General features: G+C 62.6%; 14 protein-coding genes. 6 read left to right on the top strand and 8 right to left on the bottom strand.

The genetic code is table 11. The features are described 5' to 3' along the window. Positions 1-12: 12 nt before the first annotated feature. Entirely contained in the window at positions 13-1,434 is a 1,422-nt protein-coding gene (locus HU737_RS17430; protein WP_186553902.1) for a di-heme oxidoreductase family protein, read from the bottom strand. 173 nt (positions 1,435-1,607) lie between these two features. Here HU737_RS17430 and HU737_RS17425 point away from each other — a divergent pair, with 173 nt between their 5' ends. Both HU737_RS17425 and HU737_RS17420 read left to right on the top strand, forming a co-directional pair. Further along, positions 1,608-2,357, top strand: a complete 750-nt coding sequence (locus HU737_RS17425) for a hypothetical protein (RefSeq protein WP_186553903.1) — start codon at positions 1,608-1,610, stop codon at positions 2,355-2,357. Positions 2,358-2,359: 2 nt separating this feature from the next. After that, a complete protein-coding gene (locus HU737_RS17420) occupies positions 2,360-2,761 on the top strand; it encodes a hypothetical protein (protein WP_186553904.1) in 402 nt (133 codons plus the stop codon). Positions 2,762-2,973: 212 nt separating this feature from the next. Here HU737_RS17420 and HU737_RS17415 read toward each other — a convergent pair whose 3' ends face one another. From HU737_RS17415 to HU737_RS17400, 4 genes are all read right to left on the bottom strand, one after another. After that, positions 2,974-4,311, bottom strand: a complete 1,338-nt coding sequence (locus tag HU737_RS17415) for an imelysin family protein (protein WP_186553905.1) — start codon at positions 4,309-4,311, stop codon at positions 2,974-2,976. Positions 4,312-4,460: 149 nt separating this feature from the next. Continuing rightward, positions 4,461-6,512, bottom strand: coding sequence for a putative bifunctional diguanylate cyclase/phosphodiesterase (locus HU737_RS17410; protein ID WP_186553906.1), 2,052 nt, complete (start codon positions 6,510-6,512; stop codon positions 4,461-4,463). Positions 6,513-6,843: 331 nt separating this feature from the next. Continuing rightward, entirely contained in the window at positions 6,844-7,440 is a 597-nt protein-coding gene (locus HU737_RS17405; RefSeq protein WP_186553907.1) for a superoxide dismutase, read from the bottom strand. A 193-nt stretch (positions 7,441-7,633) separates the two neighbouring features. Further along, positions 7,634-8,233 carry a LysE/ArgO family amino acid transporter gene (locus tag HU737_RS17400; RefSeq protein WP_186553908.1) on the bottom strand — a complete coding sequence of 200 codons (600 nt, stop codon included), beginning with the start codon at positions 8,231-8,233 and terminating at the stop codon, positions 7,634-7,636. A 126-nt stretch (positions 8,234-8,359) separates the two neighbouring features. Between HU737_RS17400 and HU737_RS17395 the strand changes: the two genes are divergently transcribed. The 3 genes from HU737_RS17395 to HU737_RS17385 all read left to right on the top strand — a co-directional run bounded on the left by HU737_RS17395 (position 8,360) and on the right by HU737_RS17385 (position 11,354). After that, positions 8,360-9,250: a LysR family transcriptional regulator ArgP gene (locus tag HU737_RS17395; RefSeq protein WP_186553909.1), complete on the top strand. Its 891-nt coding sequence runs from the start codon at positions 8,360-8,362 to the stop codon at positions 9,248-9,250. A gap of 49 nt (positions 9,251-9,299) precedes the next feature. Next, the gene (locus HU737_RS17390) at positions 9,300-10,295 is read left to right on the top strand and encodes an NAD-dependent epimerase/dehydratase family protein (protein ID WP_186553910.1); all 996 of its coding nucleotides are present in this window, start codon (positions 9,300-9,302) and stop codon (positions 10,293-10,295) included. 234 nt (positions 10,296-10,529) lie between these two features. Further along, positions 10,530-11,354 (top strand): ATPase, encoded by an 825-nt coding sequence (locus HU737_RS17385; RefSeq protein ID WP_186553911.1) that lies wholly within the window; start codon positions 10,530-10,532, stop codon positions 11,352-11,354. Positions 11,355-11,470: 116 nt separating this feature from the next. On the opposite strand, the gene HU737_RS17380 is transcribed toward HU737_RS17385, so the two are convergent. Genes HU737_RS17380 through HU737_RS17370 form a run of 3 tightly spaced genes read right to left on the bottom strand, consistent with a single transcriptional unit; the run spans position 11,471 to position 14,025 of the window. After that, on the bottom strand, positions 11,471-12,520 hold the full coding sequence (locus HU737_RS17380; RefSeq protein ID WP_186553912.1) for an alkene reductase: 1,050 nt from the start codon (positions 12,518-12,520) through the stop codon (positions 11,471-11,473). Positions 12,521-12,539: 19 nt separating this feature from the next. Further along, on the bottom strand, positions 12,540-13,709 hold the full coding sequence (locus tag HU737_RS17375) for an MFS transporter (protein ID WP_186553913.1): 1,170 nt from the start codon (positions 13,707-13,709) through the stop codon (positions 12,540-12,542). A gap of 13 nt (positions 13,710-13,722) precedes the next feature. Continuing rightward, entirely contained in the window at positions 13,723-14,025 is a 303-nt protein-coding gene (locus HU737_RS17370; protein ID WP_186553914.1) for an ArsR/SmtB family transcription factor, read from the bottom strand. A 154-nt stretch (positions 14,026-14,179) separates the two neighbouring features. Between HU737_RS17370 and HU737_RS17365 the strand changes: the two genes are divergently transcribed. Next, complete coding sequence (locus tag HU737_RS17365; RefSeq protein ID WP_186553915.1) at positions 14,180-14,749, top strand: acyl carrier protein phosphodiesterase; 570 nt, start codon at positions 14,180-14,182, stop codon at positions 14,747-14,749. Positions 14,750-14,801: the final 52 nt, after the last annotated feature.

The raw sequence follows: 14,801 nt of genomic DNA, 5'->3' as shown, positions 1-14,801 counted from the left end.
TCCTTGCGCGTTTTAAAGTGAGTTCAGGAACGCCAGCAGCGCGGCGCGCTGCTCGGCATTGAAGGTCAGAACCTGGTCGCGCGCCGCCTGCGCTTCGCCGCCGTGCCAGAGCACCGCTTCGAGCAGGTTGCGGGCGCGGCCATCGTGCAGCAATTGGCTGTGGCCGCTGACCGCTTCGGTCAGGCCAACGCCCCACAGCGGTGGGGTGCGCCAGTCTTGGCCGCCAGCGGCAAATTCGCTGCGGTGGTCGGCCAGCCCCGGGCCCATGTCGTGCAGCAACAGGTCGCTGTAGGGGCGGATGAGCTGGTTGGCCAGTTCAGGCTCGGCGGCATCGGCGGCGGTGGTGAACTGCGGTGTGTGGCAGCTTTGGCAGCCCGCCTGGAAGAACAGGTTCTTGCCGGCCAGCACCTGCGGCGCAGCCACGTCGCGCCGCGCTGGCACGCCGAGGTTGCGGGTATAGAAGGTGACCAGGCGCAGGATGTTGTCGCTGACTTCCTTCTCACCGTCGGCGCCATCGCCGTTGGGCGCGGCCAGGCAGTCGAGTTGGGCGGGTGTGCAGTCATCGTGCGGCAGCAAGGTAGTGGTCAGGCCCATGTCACCGGCAAAGGCGTGGACGTTCTGCTGGTTGACGTTGGGCTGGCCGGCCTTCCAGCCGAATCGGCCGAGCACGGTCTTGCCTTGGGCATCATCCCAGACTTGATTGGCCCGCCCGCGAATGCCGTCGCCATTGCGATCGTCCGGGTCGGCGTTAGCCAGGATCGCCGCCTCTGGAATGGCTTCGAGCAGGCCCAGGCCGATCATCGGCGGTGCTACGCGGGCGGAGAAGCGGGTATCGGCATGCATCGGCCCATAGCCGAGTTGGCTGATTTGCAGCTGCGGCCGGCGTAGCTCGACGCTGTAGCCATCGGCGAAGCGGACCGTCTCGCTGCTGTAGGTCACGCGCACCTTGCCTTCCGGGGTCACGCCGGGGATGGCCATGTCTTGCAGTTGGGTGCCGTAGGTAGGTTCCGGTACCACGCCCAGGCGCTGGATTTCCTGGGCGTAGGCAGGTTGGTCAGGAATCGACAAACGCACCAGCATCGACACCGCATTGCTGGCACCCGGCTCGGGAGGATGTCCGCGTCCGTCACGCACATGGCAGTTCTGGCAGGCGTTGGTATTGAACAGCGGGCCGAGGCCATCACGCGCGGTGGTGGTGGCGGGGGCGATCACCCAGGGGTTACGGAAAAAACTGTTGCCAACGGCAAAGTCCAGCCGACGCTCCGGCGAGAGGTTGGCCGAAGGCAGGGAAAAGGCATTGCGGTCGCTGCGCAGGACCGTCGCCTTGCCGCCAGACAGGGCCTCGCCGGGCTCGGCCTGGGTGAAACGCGGGGCGTCGTCACAGGCGGCCAGGACAGTAGCCAGTAGCAGGGGGCTTAGGCGGAGCAAGGACATCAACGATCCTGGGCTTGGGCAAAAAACCGGCGTGCAAGCTTAGCAGGCTAGGGGTGTTTGAATAAGAGCAATTTGCAACTACTGGATGAAATCGTTGTCAGTTACCGCGCCGGTTTGTGGGACGGTTCTTAAATTCGCGAAGGACTTGCGCGGCGATCCGGGCCGAGATCGACATGGGCTCCAAGGCAATCGATGCCTTGGAAAGCCAATTGCCGGAAGGCGCGGCCAGCAAGATCCTGCGCGGCTACACCTTCATTGGCGGCGACAACCTCAGTGACTGGACCTTGGCCGGCCAGCTGCACCTTGACTACATCGCCCAGCTCTACCAATCGAACGATCCACGCTGGATGAGCGAAGCCAGCAAATACACCGAGCAAACCGGCTTCAGTCCCTTTGGCTTGAATCCGCTGGCGCTCGGCGGCATGGGTAAAGGCCTGGCCAGCGCGGGCTCCGTTGGCAAGGCTGGGAGTGTTGAGCCAGGCAGCGTTTCACCAGGCTCGACGCCAGCCAAATGGGACAACGCCGTGTCGCGTGCCGAAGGCGACTTTGGCGCGCTCAATCAGCCGTCGAAAACGGGCCAGACGCCTGCGTTCTTCAATCCGCAACGGTCGGCCAGTGAGGCGCTGAACAACGGTCGAATTCACATCGATGATCTGCGCAAGCTGGTACCTCCGGGCACACCTGACGGATTCAAACCTTCGGTGACGATTACCGACGGGAGTAAGTTCAACTACGTCATTGGTGGGCAGAAGGTCGAGGTCAAATGGCATGCGCCGGATAGCAATGCTGCGGGTAAGTTCCCCGGCTCCAACTCTGGCGCCGGCTGGACTGCGCAAATCAGGATTGGTGGCAAGCTGCTGGGCCAGGATGGCAAGCTCTACAGAAAGGCCGGTAATCAAACTCACATTCCCGTAGATTTCTAGCGATGAAAACGCCTGACTATTATCAGTCCCTGCCCGACGGCATGCCGCCGCAGAGTATTCGTGATGAGTTCGAAGCCATCCTGCTGGCGCCGGATGACATGGCCACACTGCCACTGACCGAGGCGCTATACGAGCTGGCTGATCGGCAATGGCATACCTACAGCTTGCTCGATGAGGCGCTGAAGGGGCGGCTGGAACAGTTGCTCATCAGTCGCTGGCGGGATGATTTTGAGATCACCGAGAACCTGTTGTCGATAGTGTCTCGACTGGGCTTGGTGGGGGTGTGGGAATTTCTTCTGGGGCTCGATAAGCAGCGGATCTCAGCTGCAACCCGCGAGGCGATCGACGATGCCGTGGCGGAGATGGCTGACAGCATTGCCGATCCCTACAGCGGGATGCGCTAGGGCCACCAAACGACAACGCCCGGTATATACGAATTGGGGCCGCTTTGCGGCCCTTCGCGGGCAAGCCCGCTCCCACAGGGATTGCGTCGACCTTCAGGTAAACGCTTCCTCTGTGGGAGCGGGCTTGCCCCCGAAGGGCTGCAAAGCAGCCCCGATTCTTGATTGACTGGCCGGCCCGAAGGCCGCCATTTGATTGATCCAGTATCAGCCGATCAGAATTCGTGATCAGCGGTATCCGGGTTCAGGTTGGCAATGCCCAGCTTGCCGGCAGCCTGCTCGATCGCGCCGGTCTGCTTGACCAGCGAGGCGATGGCGTCACGCACGATCTGGTTGCCGGCAGCGTTGTCGGCGGCGATCAGTTGATCGTAGTGCTCGCCCTTGAGCGCGTGGTCAACGATGACCTGGATCTTGGCCTCGGTGGCCTCCAGGTCAGCCTTGAGGGTGGCGTCAGCGGCCGGGTCGACCTTGGCCACCAGCGACGACAGGCTCGGGCCGGTCAGCTTGCTGCCATCGACTCGGGTGTACTCGCCCAGGTAGACGTTGCGGATACCCTTGGCGTCGTAGAAGTGCGAGTAGTGGGTGTTGTCGCTGAAGCAGTCGTGCTCGTCTTCAGGCGAGTTGGCTTCCAGGGAGACCTTCATGCGCTCGCCGGCCAGTTCACCCAGCGACAGGCTGCCCATGCCGAACAGCATCTTGCGCACGCCGTCGTTGACAGGCTCGGCTTCAAGCTTGGCGCGGTAGTTGTCGGCGACGTTCGGTGCCCAGTTGCCAACCATCTCTTCGAGGTCTTTGACCAGCAGGTCGGTGACCGCTTTGAGGTAGGCACGGCGACGCTCGTTGTGACCGCCAGTGGCGCCTTTGCCTTCCAGGTAGTCGGTCGCTGGGCGGTTGCCCGCGCCTGGGCCGGTGCCGTTGAGATCCTGGCCCCAGAGCAGGAATTCGATCGCGTGGTAGCCGGTGGCGACGTTGGCTTCCGAACCGCCCAGCTCATTGAGGCTGGCGAGCTTCTCGGGGGTGATGTCCTTGACGTCGATCTTGTCTTCGCCGACCTGGATCTCGGTGTTGGCGATGATGTTGGCGCTGGCGGCTGGGTTACCCAAGGCGTGCTCGTAGCTCTTGTCGACGTAGTCGATCAGGCCTTCGTCCAGCGGCCAGGCGTTAACTTGGCCTTCCCAGTCGTCGATGATGGTGTTGCCAAAGCGGAATGCCTCGCTCTGCAGGTAAGGCACGCGTGAGGCGGCCCAGGCGTCTTTGGCCGCTTTCAGGGTTTCATCGTTAGGCTTGGCCAGGAACGCGTCGATGGCGCTCTGCAGGGTCTTGGCGGTGCTCAACGAGTCGCTGTACACGGCATGGACCAGCTCGGCGTAGTGCTTGACCACGGCCTTGCCGGCGGCTTCGTCGATCGCCCCAGGCGCCGCAGCAGCGGTGCTGGCGGCAGCAGGTGCCTGGGCTTGCGGTGCGGCAGCCTTGTCGTCCTTGCCTTCGCCGCAACCGGCGAGAGCGATGGCGATGGCCAGCAGACTGGCGGAGGCCAGAGGCATTCGAATCATTATTGGTTTCCCTGCGTCGTGTGGTTGGACTGCGCGGCGTGGCACGCGAAACCGCAACATCATGCGAAAGATTTGCATTTGCTGTAAAGGGGTGGGCACGCAATTCATGCAAATGCCGGTTGCCAGGGCATTCTCAGCAGTGGCAAGGGTTACAGCGCCGACACCTGATTGCGTTGCGCCTGGCGCAGGAAGGCGGTGAGCTCCCGGGCCGACAACGGTTTGCTGTAGTGATAGCCCTGACCTTCATGACAACCCTGGGCAATGATGTAGGTCTCTTGTTCGGCGGTCTCCACGCCTTCGGCGATCACCTGCATGCCCAGGCTCTTGCCCAGCTGGATGATGGCGCGAACGATGGTCGCGTCGTCATCGTCATCGAGCAGGTCCTGGACGAAGCTCTTGTCGATCTTGATCTTGTCCAGCGGCAGCGATTTCAAATAGCTGAGCGAGGAATACCCCGTACCGAAGTCGTCGATGGCGATCAGCGCGCCGGAGCGGCGCAGGCTCAGCAGGTGCTGGGCGGCGGTGCTGATGTCTTCCATCAGGCCGGTCTCGGTGACTTCCAGCTCCAGGCTGCGCGGCGGCAGGCGGTAGGCCTGCAGCAGGTTGTTGACCACCCGCGGCAGCTCATTGTGGTGCAGCTGCACGGTCGACAGGTTGACCGCCATGCGCAACTCGCTGAAGCCCAGGTCGTGCCATTCACGCAGCTGCCGGCAGGCCTGGTCGAGCACCCATTCGCCGATGCTGATGATGTTGCCGTTCTGCTCGGCCAGCGGGATGAACTGATCCGGCGGGACCATGCCCAGTTCCGGGTGCTGCCAGCGCAGCAGCGCTTCGACGCCGACCACGCGATGATCGCGATAGCTGATCTGCGGCTGGTAGACCAGGTACAGCTGGTTGCGCGGCAGCGCTTCACGCAGGTCTTTTTCCAGCTCGCGGCGCCGACGCATCTCGCTGTCGACGCTGGCGATGTAGAACTGGTAGCGGTTGCGCGAGCGGGCCTTGGCCAGGGTCATGGTCTGCTCGGCCTTTTGCAGCAGCTTCTCGGTGCTGTCACCGTCTTCCGGGAACAGGGTGATACCGATGGTCGCGCGCAGGCGGATTTCCTGCAGGTCGACGGCGAACGGCGCTTCCAGATCATCGAGGATGCTCTGGGCCAGCTCGGCCGCTTCATAGGGCTGCTCGATATTGGCCTGGACCAGGGCGAACTGATCGCCGCCCAAGCGCGCCAGGGCGCCAAGGCGGCCGCTGTGGGCGCGCAGGCGGTCGGCCAGGGCCAGCAGCAACTGGTCGCCGACCTGGTAGTTGAATTGCTCGTTGATGCTCTTGAAGTCGTCCAGCCCCACGCACAGTACCGCCACGCGCCGTTGCAGGCGGCCACCATCGACGAGGATCTGGTCGAGCTGCTGTTGCAACTGCTGGCGGTTGGGCAGACCGGTGAGGAAGTCATACTGGGCCATGCGTTGCAGGCTGTTTTCGGCTTCGTGGCGCAGATGCGTGTTGCGTTCGATCGACGCCAGCAGCTGGTTGGCCGTATTGACCCACAGCCCCAGTTCGTTGCGTTCATGACCCTTGATCAGTGGAATCTGATGCTGGCTAGGGCGGTCGGGGTTGATCTGGGTGAGGTGCTCGATGATTTTCGACAGCGGCTTGGTCAGCAGCCAGTGATAGACCAGGTACAGCACCAGGCCCATGGCCAGCGCGCGCAGCACGCCGGAGATGAAGATGATCACTGCGTTGATCAGAAAATCTTCGCCATAGGCGGCGGTGTCGAGGGTGATGCTCAGGTCGCCGTAGTATTCGCTATAGGGCCCGCGGCCGACCAGTTGAGTGGTGTAGGTGCGTTCCTGGCCGAGAAACAGGTCGGTCAGCCAGCGCATGGACATATCCTGCAGCGGCCGGGATTTTTCCGCCAGCATGGTTTCGTTGGGGTGGCCGATAGAGGCCATGCGCACCGACTCGTCCTGGAACAGGCCTTCCATGACCTGCATGCCCATTTCCCGGTCGAGGCTATACACAGCCTGGGTCGACGGGTCGCGGAACATGTCGAGGATGCGCTGGGCATCATTGTTCACGGCCTGGCGGGTCTTGTAGGTGTCGTAGACGATCTGCGCACAGCTCAGAACCACGCCGACCGCCAGTGCGCAAAGCAGCACAACCCTGAGCAACTTGACCGATAAGCTGTTGCGAAATTCCAGCTTCAATGGGGTTTCCTTAATCCATGCGCATGCCACTATTTTGCCATTAGCTTCGGCAATAGACTATCGACCTTGCTGCCTTCGGTACTGTATCGGTTGCGCGCCCCTGCGACTTGAGTGCGTTGCGTCAACTTTCCAGACGTTTGATGTTAGCGCGCTATGCCAGGGGAGCAAGAGGGGGAAGGCCGCCAGACGGTGAAAAATTGTAGGGGCTGGCACTGATCGGGGCTGCCCTTGGCCTCGCTGTGCATGCCCCAGGCTTCTCTAGCGCCATGCCATAGCGCTGCCACAAAAAAACCCGGCAAGTGCCGGGTTTTTTCTACAAGCCAGAAGCCACTCAGGCAGTGAAGGTCTTGCCTTCGAACTGCTCGGCAACGAACTTCCAGTTGACCAGGTTCCAGAACGCCTCGACGTACTTCGGACGGACGTTGCGGTAGTCGATGTAGTAGGCGTGCTCCCAGACGTCGCAGGTCAGCAGCGGAGTGTCGCCGTTGGTCAGCGGGTTGCCAGCGCCGATGGTGCTGGCCAGGGCCAGGGAACCGTCAGCCTTCTTCACCAGCCAGCCCCAGCCGGAACCGAAGGTGCCAACCGAAGTCTTGGTGAACTCTTCCTTGAACTTGTCGAAGGAACCGAAAGCGCTGTTGATGGCGTCGGCCAGAGCACCGGTCGGCTGACCGCCAGCGTTTGGCGCCAGGCAGTTCCAGTAGAAGGTGTGGTTCCAGACCTGAGCGGCGTTGTTGAAGATGCCGCCCGAAGAGGTCTTGACGATCTCTTCCAGGGTCTTGCCTTCGAATTCAGTGCCTGGGACCAGGTTGTTCAGGTTCACGACGTAGGTGTTGTGGTGCTTGTCGTGGTGATACTCCAGGGTTTCCTTGGAGATGTGCGGCTGCAGGGCATCGTGGGCGTAGGGCAGCGGCGGCAATTCAAAAGCCATGGTGGATCTCCTGATTCAGGTCTAGTTCGCGGTTTGCGCAAGGCCGATCACGGGCGGCCCGGTAAACGTCGGCGAGTTTGTACTCTTTGCGACGCAAGCTCTGGATCATATCACCAGCCCCGGCGCATAACCACGCAACAACTATAGGGAATAGAGGTTCCAGAGCGGTTACATGGCCGCTGACCTATGGCCGTCAATTGAAGATCAACTGCGCAGCCACGGCGAACATCATCACTGCCACCATCAGGTCGAGCAGGCGCCAGGTGGTGGGGCGCGCCAGCCATGGGGCCAGCCAAGCGGCGCCCAGGGCGAGGGTGAAGAACCACACCAGCGAGGCGCTGGCAGCCCCGGCCACATAGGCTCCGGGTACGCTTTGCTGGGCGCCCAGCGAGCCGATCAGCAGCACCGTATCGAGATACACGTGTGGGTTGAGCAAGGTCACGGCCAAGGCGCTGAGCAGTACCGCGCGACGTGAGCGCATGCCCTGGCCTTCCTGTTGTTGCAGGCTCTGCTTGGAGCACGCCCGTTGCAGCGCCTTGGCGCCATACCAGATGAGAAACACCGCGCCGCCCCAGCGCGCTGCCGCCAGCAGCATCGGGTTATGTGCCAGTACCGTGGCCAGGCCAAACACCCCGGCAGCGACCAGAATGGCGTCACACACGATGCACAACAAGGCCACCGGCAGGTGGTGCTCGCGGCGCAGGCTCTGGGCCAGGACAAAGGCGTTCTGCGTGCCGATGGCCATGATCAGGCCAAAGGCGACCAACATGCCGTTTAGATAGCTTTGCCACATAGCGCGAACACTCCACTGACGTCGACCGCTGGGTCGACGCTGTTTTGCTGATTGAATGCTGGTCATTGTGGATATTCCCGCTGTATAAGAAAAACAAATAAAGCTGATCAGTCATTAGGAAAATCGATGTTCGATTATAAACTGCTTGCCGCCCTCGCTGCGGTGATCGAACAGGGCGGTTTCGAGCGTGCAGCGCAGGTCCTGGGGCTGTCGCAATCGGCGATCTCTCAGCGCATCAAGTTGCTTGAGGCGCGGGTCGGCCAGCCGGTGCTGGTGCGTGCTACCCCGCCCAGCCCTACCGAAGTCGGCCGGCAGTTGCTCAACCATGTGCAGCAGGTGCGTTTACTTGAGCGCGACTTGCAGCGCCAAGTGCCGGCGCTGGACGAGGAGGGCATGCCTGAGCGTCTGCGGATTGCCCTCAACGCCGATAGCCTGGCGACCTGGTGGGCAGGCGCCGTGGGCACGTTCTGCGCCGAGCAGCAGGTGTTGCTGGACCTGGTGGTGGAGGATCAGGAAGTGGGCCTTAAACGCATGCGCGCCGGCGAAGTGGCGGCGTGCCTGTGTGGCAGCGAACGGCCGGTGGCGGGCGCGCGCAGCCTGCTGCTGGGGGCGATGCGCTATCGAGCCCTGGCAAGCCCGGCGTTCATGGCTCGCTACTTCCCCCACGGCTTTGAGCCCAAGCGGCTGGCGCGCACCCCGGCGATCGTGTTCGGCCCGGATGATTTTCTCCAGCATCGTTACCTGGCTTCACTGGGCATCCAGGAAGGCTTCCTGCATCACCTGTGCCCGTCTTCCGAAGGTTTTTTGCGCCTGACCGAAGCAGGCTTGGGTTGGGGGTTGGTGCCGGAGCGCCAGGTCGCCGCCCAGTTGCAGGGAGGTGAATTAGTGGAAATCTGCGCCGATACCCCTATCGATGTGCCGCTGTACTGGCATCATTGGCGCAACGGCGGGCAACTGCTCGCGCAATTGACCGAGCACCTGCGCCAGATGGCGCCGGGCTGGCTGGTGCCCTTGTAGGGGCTGGCGACGTCAACTGCATCTGAAATCTGGCAAGGCGGAGTGTTACATGCGAATTCTGGTCACCGGCGCGAGCGGCTTCATTGGCGGGCGCTTTGCGCGTTTTGCCCTGGAGCAGGGCCTGGACGTGCGCGTCAATGGCCGGCGTGCCGAAGGCGTGGAGCACCTGGTCAAGCGCGGCGCGCAGTTCATCCCCGGTGATCTGGGCGATGCCGAACTGGCCCGGCGCCTGTGCCAGGGCGTCGATGCCGTGGTGCACTGTGCAGGGGCGGTGGGTAACTGGGGCCGCTACCAGGATTTCCACCAGGCCAATGTGGTGGTCACCGAGAACGTGGTCGAAGGCTGCATCAAGGAGCATGTGCGGCGCTTGGTGCACCTGTCGTCGCCGTCGATCTACTTCAATGGCCGCTCGCGCCTGGATATCCGTGAAGACCAGGTGCCGCGGCGCTTGCATGATCATTACGCGACCACCAAGTATCTGGCCGAGCAGAAGGTCTTTGGTGCCCAGGAGTTTGGTCTTGAGGTGCTGGCATTGCGGCCGCGCTTCGTCACCGGCGCAGGCGACGCGAGCATTTTCCCCCGGCTGATGCAGATGCAGCGCAAGCGCCGTCTGGCGATCATCGGCAACGGCCTGAACAAGGTCGACTTCACCAGTGTGCATAACCTCAACGAGGCACTGCTCAGCGCGCTGTTCGCCGATGACCAGGCCTTGGGCCAGGCCTACAACATCAGCAATGGCCAGCCGTTGCCGTTGTGGGATGTGGTCAACTACGTGATGCGCCAGATGCATCTGCCGCAGGTCACCCGCTACCGCTCCTACGGCCTGGCCTACAGCATGGCGGCTCTGAACGAAGCCGCCTGCATGCTCTGGCCCGGTCGCCCGCAGCCGACCTTGTCGCGCTTAGGCATGCAGGTGATGAGCAAGGACTTCACCCTCGACATCAGCCGCGCGCGCCAGTATCTGGACTACCGCCCGCAGGTCAGCTTGTGGAGTGCGCTGGATGAATTCTGCGCGTGGTGGAAGAACGTCCCAGGCAACCAGTGAACCTGGCGCAGGTATGATGGTCATCAGTGCGCCGCCGTTTGCGCGGTTTATACTAGGCTTTGTTCGAAAAGTGCCTGCGCGACGATCATGCTGCGTTGAAAACAGGCTCGGAATGCTCATTTACAATCAGTAAACTCCGCTTCCTCGCCTGTTTTCGCCTTGCCTGATCGCCGCTCGGCGACTTTTCGTACAAACCCAAATGCCTCTTTGCTACCACCGCGGTTGAATCCACCCATGCGTAACGATGCTCGAGACGATTTCGACGACGTGCCCACCCTGCGCGCCGGCACCCCCGATGATGATGAATTGCTCCCTGCGCATGTCGCGCGCACGCGGCAGAAGGCCGCGCGGCCGGCCAGCAATGGCCCGCTGTGGGCGCTGCTGGGCGCGTCGTTCATCGCCTTGGCCGGGTTGGGCTGGTGGAGTTTTCAGCAGATTTCGCTGATGGAGCAGCAACTGGTGGCCACCCAGGAAAGCTTCGCCCGCATCAGCGAAGAAGCCGCCGGGCGCTTGCAGGCGATCAGCGGCAAGGTCGATGCCAGCGATGCCAGCGTCAGCACCGGGAGCGAGGCGTTGAAGTTGCAGATTCGCCAGTTGCAGGCAAGTTTGGCCGAACAGGGCAAGCAGCAGCAGGGGGTGGCGGGGCAAGCCGGGGATTTGGGCAAGCGCCTGGAGCAGGTGCTGGCCGATACCCGCGAGCAGCAAAAAGCGGTGACCGAGTTGCAGAGCCAGTTGCAGGCGCAACTGAAAGCGGTCAACGCTGAGCTGGCGGCGCTCAAGTCGGGGCAGTTGGACGGTGGCAAGTTGGACAGCGAGCTCAAGAGCTTGAGCAGTGAAGTTGCAGCGTTGAAGAAGCAGGGCAATCCGAGCGCGGCGATCGAGAGCCTGGAGCAGGATGTGCTGGTACTCAAGAGCCAGGTCGACAACAAGCCAGCGGCCACGGCTGGTGGGGCTTCGGTACAGGAGTTCGATGCCTTCCGCGGGCAGACTACCCGCAGCATCAACACCCTGCAGAGCCAGATTCAGAACTTGCAGCAGCAGATTAACGCCAGGCCCTAGAGATCGTGAGGCCGCTTTGCGGCCTTTCGCGGGCAAGCCCGCTCCTACAAGGTCAGCGCGGATCTGTAGGAGCGGGCTTGCCCGCGAAGGGGCGCAGAGCGGCCCCGGGATGTCACTTACAACCGCGGATAATCGATATACCCCACAGCCCCCTTGCCATAGAAGGTCTCCGGCCGCGGCTCATTGAGCGGTGCATCGCCAGCCAAGCGCGCCGGCAAATCAGGATTGGCAATAAATGGAATGCCAAACGCCACTGCATCCGCCTTGCCACTGGCCAACGCCGCATTGGCACTGGCTTTGTCGAACCGCTCATTGACGATATACGGCCCGCCAAAGGCTTGTTTGATCAGCGGCCCAATGCTGTCATCGGCCTGTTTTTCCCGCGAGCAGATAAACGCGATACCCCGCTTGCCCAATTCGCGGGCAACGTAGGTAAAGGTCTCGACCCGATCGGCATCGCCCATATCATGCGCATCGGCCCGCGGCGCCAGGTGCACGCCAACGCGGCCCGCACCCCACACCTCGATCACCGCATCGGTCACTTCCAGCAGCAGTCGTGCGCGGTTCTCCAGCGAACCACCGTAGTTGTCGTTGCGCTGGTTGGTGCTGCTTTGCAAAAACTGATCGAGCAGGTAACCGTTGGCGCCATGAATCTCCACGCCATCGAAACCCGCCGCCTTGGCGTTCTCCGCACCCACCCGATAGGCATCGACGATATCGGCGATCTCTTCGCTTTCCAGGGCCCGTGGTGTGGGGTATTCGGCCAGCGGCCGGACCAGGCTGACATGGCCTTTGGGCTGGATCGCACTCGGTGCGACCGGCAATTCGCCATTGAGGTAGCTGGGATGGGAGATGCGCCCAACATGCCACAGCTGCAGGACGATTCGCCCGCCAGCCCCATGCACCGCCTTGGTCACGTTGTTCCAGCCGCGCACCTGGTCGTTGGACCAGATCCCTGGGGTGTCCGGATAACCGACGCCCATTGGCGTGACAGAGGTCGCCTCGCTGATGATCAGCCCGGCGCTGGCGCGCTGCACGTAGTACTCGGCCATCAGTGCGTTGGGCACCCGGCCTGCATCGGCGCGGCAACGGGTCAGCGGCGCCATGATGATGCGGTTGGGCAGTTGTAACTCGCCCAAGGTCAGCGGATCGAACAGCGTGGTCATCGGTGTTACCTCGCAAGGATCAATGGGAAGCAGCGGCCAGTTCGGCGTCGCCACCGCGCTGGCTGAAAGCGATCAGGGTGACGATCAACGCCAACAGCGCCAGGGCGGCTGCGGCCAGCGGCACGCGGGTCAGGCCCAGGCCATGGGCGATGACGCTGCCACCGACCCAAGCGCCCAAGGCATTGCCCAGGTTGAACGCGCCGATATTCAGGGTCGAGACCAGATTCGGTGCGGCCTTGCCGTAGCTGACCACGTTGACCTGCAAGGCCGGCACTGCGGCAAACGCGGCGGTAGCCCAGAGGAACAGGGTGATCTCGGCCGGCACCAGGGCGCTGCTGGTCCAGCTCAGCGCGGTGGACACCACGGCCATGGCGGCGAACACACCGACCAGGGTGGCGCCCAAGCGGCGGTCAGCCAGCTTGCCACCGAGGATGTTGCCCAGGGTCAGGCCCAGGCCGATCAGCAGCAGGGTCCAGGTCACCCCGCGTGGCGATACGCCGGTGACATCACCGAGCAGCGGCGCGACATAGGTGAACAGGGCGAACATCGAGGCGGCGAACAGCACGGTCATGCTCAGCGACAGCCAGATGCCGATACCCTTGAGGGCGGCAAGCTCAGCGCGCATGTCCACCGCTTCTTGCTGACGTTGCAGCGGTAGGAAGCGCACCAGGCCGATCAGCGCGATCACGCCGATACCGGTGACTGCCCAGAAGGTCGAACGCCAACCCGCCACCTGCCCCAGCGCCGTGCCCAGCGGCACACCAAGCACGTTGGCCAAGGTCAGGCCGGTGAACATCAACGCCACTGCCGAGGCGCGGCGATTGGCTGGCACCAGGCTGGCGGCGACCACCGAGCCGATACCGAAGAATGCGCCGTGACACAGCGCGGTGACCACGCGGGCGAACATCAGCAGGTTGTAGTCGCTGGCCACCGCACACAGCAGGTTGCCGACGATGAACACGCCCATCAGCGTCACCAGTGCGGCTTTACGCGGCAGGCGGGCGGTGGCCAGGGCCATGAACGGCGCGCCGATGGCCACGCCCAGGGCGTAGCCGGTCACCAGCCAGCCGGCACCAGGGATCGACACACCCAAATCCAGCGCCACTTCGGGCAGCAGGCCCATGATGACGAATTCGGTGGTGCCGATGGCGAAGGCGCTGAGCGCCAGGATCAATAGGGGAAGCGGCATTGCAAGGTCCTTTTCAGAGCTCTTGGCTCATCTGCTTGAGAAACGCCTGGATGGTGTCCTCGTTGCGTTTGAAGAAGTGCCACTGACCGATCTTCTGGCTGCTGATCAGGCCGGCACGCTGCAGCGTCGCCAGGTGCGCAGAGACGGTCGACTGCGACAGGCCGCAGCGTTGGTCGATCTGCCCGGCACAGACACCGTGTTCGGTGCTGTGGTGCTGGTCGGGGAATTGCGCCGCCGGGTCTTTCAGCCAGGTGAGGATTTCTCGCCGTACCGGGTGGGACAGGGCTTTTATTATTTCGTCGAGATCGAGAGGCATGAGAGGGGCTCGTGATGTGTAGCGGTATATCGCGATGGGGCGAAATATAAATCGGTATTTCGCGATATACAAATATGAAAAGATGCTGAGCTCAGCGCCAATCGTTATATCGGGTTATAACGATATGCCTGCGGCCAGTGCTAGACTTGGCGCCATGAACTACCTCGCACACTTGCACCTGGGCGGCCAGCAGCCGCAGCAATTGCTCGGCAGCTTGTATGGCGATTTCGTCAAAGGCGGCTTGCAAGGGCGCTTTCCACCGATGCTGGAGGCGGCGATTCGGCTGCACCGGCACATCGACAGTTTTACCGACAGCCACCCGCTGGTGCTGGCGTCGCTGGCGCGTTTTCCGCGTGAGCGGCGGCGTTATGCCGGGATCGTCCTGGATGTGTTTTTCGATCATTGCCTGGCGCGGCATTGGCAGGACTATGCCGAGCAGCCATTGGCACAGTTCACCCACGGGTTCTATCAGGTGTTGCTGGCCGAGCCTGAGCTGCCGGGGCGTTTGGCGCAGATTGCGCCGTTGATGGCGGCGGATGACTGGCTGGGGGCTTATGGAGATTTCGCGACGCTGGAGCAGGTGTTCAAGGGTATCGCCCGGCGCTTGTCGCGGCCTGAGGGGATGGCGGGGGTGATGGGCGAGTTGGACGAGTTGTATGAGCCGTTACTGGCGGACTTTCGTGAGTTTTATCCGCAGTTGCAGGCATTTGCGGCTGGCCGTTGATGATGTGTCAGCAGACCCGGCCTCTTCGCGCCGAACCGCCGCGAAGAGGCCG

The sequence above is a fragment of the Pseudomonas urmiensis genome (assembly GCF_014268815.2).
GTDB lineage: Bacteria > Pseudomonadota > Gammaproteobacteria > Pseudomonadales > Pseudomonadaceae > Aquipseudomonas > Aquipseudomonas urmiensis.
The sequence above is the reverse complement of the archived record's forward strand: the minus strand, read 5'-3'. Positions and strand labels throughout refer to the sequence as shown.

Coding starts and splice junctions, on each gene's coding strand:
- HU737_RS17415 (WP_186553905.1), bottom strand. CDS start 4,311: ATGATTCGAATGCCTCTGGCCTCCGCCAGTCTGCTGGCCATCGCCATC.
- HU737_RS17395 (WP_186553909.1), top strand. CDS start 8,360: ATGTTCGATTATAAACTGCTTGCCGCCCTCGCTGCGGTGATCGAACAG.
- HU737_RS17385 (WP_186553911.1), top strand. CDS start 10,530: ATGCGTAACGATGCTCGAGACGATTTCGACGACGTGCCCACCCTGCGC.
- HU737_RS17365 (WP_186553915.1), top strand. CDS start 14,180: ATGAACTACCTCGCACACTTGCACCTGGGCGGCCAGCAGCCGCAGCAA.
- HU737_RS17400 (WP_186553908.1), bottom strand. CDS start 8,233: ATGTGGCAAAGCTATCTAAACGGCATGTTGGTCGCCTTTGGCCTGATC.
- HU737_RS17420 (WP_186553904.1), top strand. CDS start 2,360: ATGAAAACGCCTGACTATTATCAGTCCCTGCCCGACGGCATGCCGCCG.
- HU737_RS17405 (WP_186553907.1), bottom strand. CDS start 7,440: ATGGCTTTTGAATTGCCGCCGCTGCCCTACGCCCACGATGCCCTGCAG.
- HU737_RS17375 (WP_186553913.1), bottom strand. CDS start 13,709: ATGCCGCTTCCCCTATTGATCCTGGCGCTCAGCGCCTTCGCCATCGGC.
- HU737_RS17430 (WP_186553902.1), bottom strand. CDS start 1,434: ATGTCCTTGCTCCGCCTAAGCCCCCTGCTACTGGCTACTGTCCTGGCC.
- HU737_RS17390 (WP_186553910.1), top strand. CDS start 9,300: ATGCGAATTCTGGTCACCGGCGCGAGCGGCTTCATTGGCGGGCGCTTT.
- HU737_RS17370 (WP_186553914.1), bottom strand. CDS start 14,025: ATGCCTCTCGATCTCGACGAAATAATAAAAGCCCTGTCCCACCCGGTA.
- HU737_RS17425 (WP_186553903.1), top strand. CDS start 1,608: ATGGGCTCCAAGGCAATCGATGCCTTGGAAAGCCAATTGCCGGAAGGC.
- HU737_RS17380 (WP_186553912.1), bottom strand. CDS start 12,520: ATGACCACGCTGTTCGATCCGCTGACCTTGGGCGAGTTACAACTGCCC.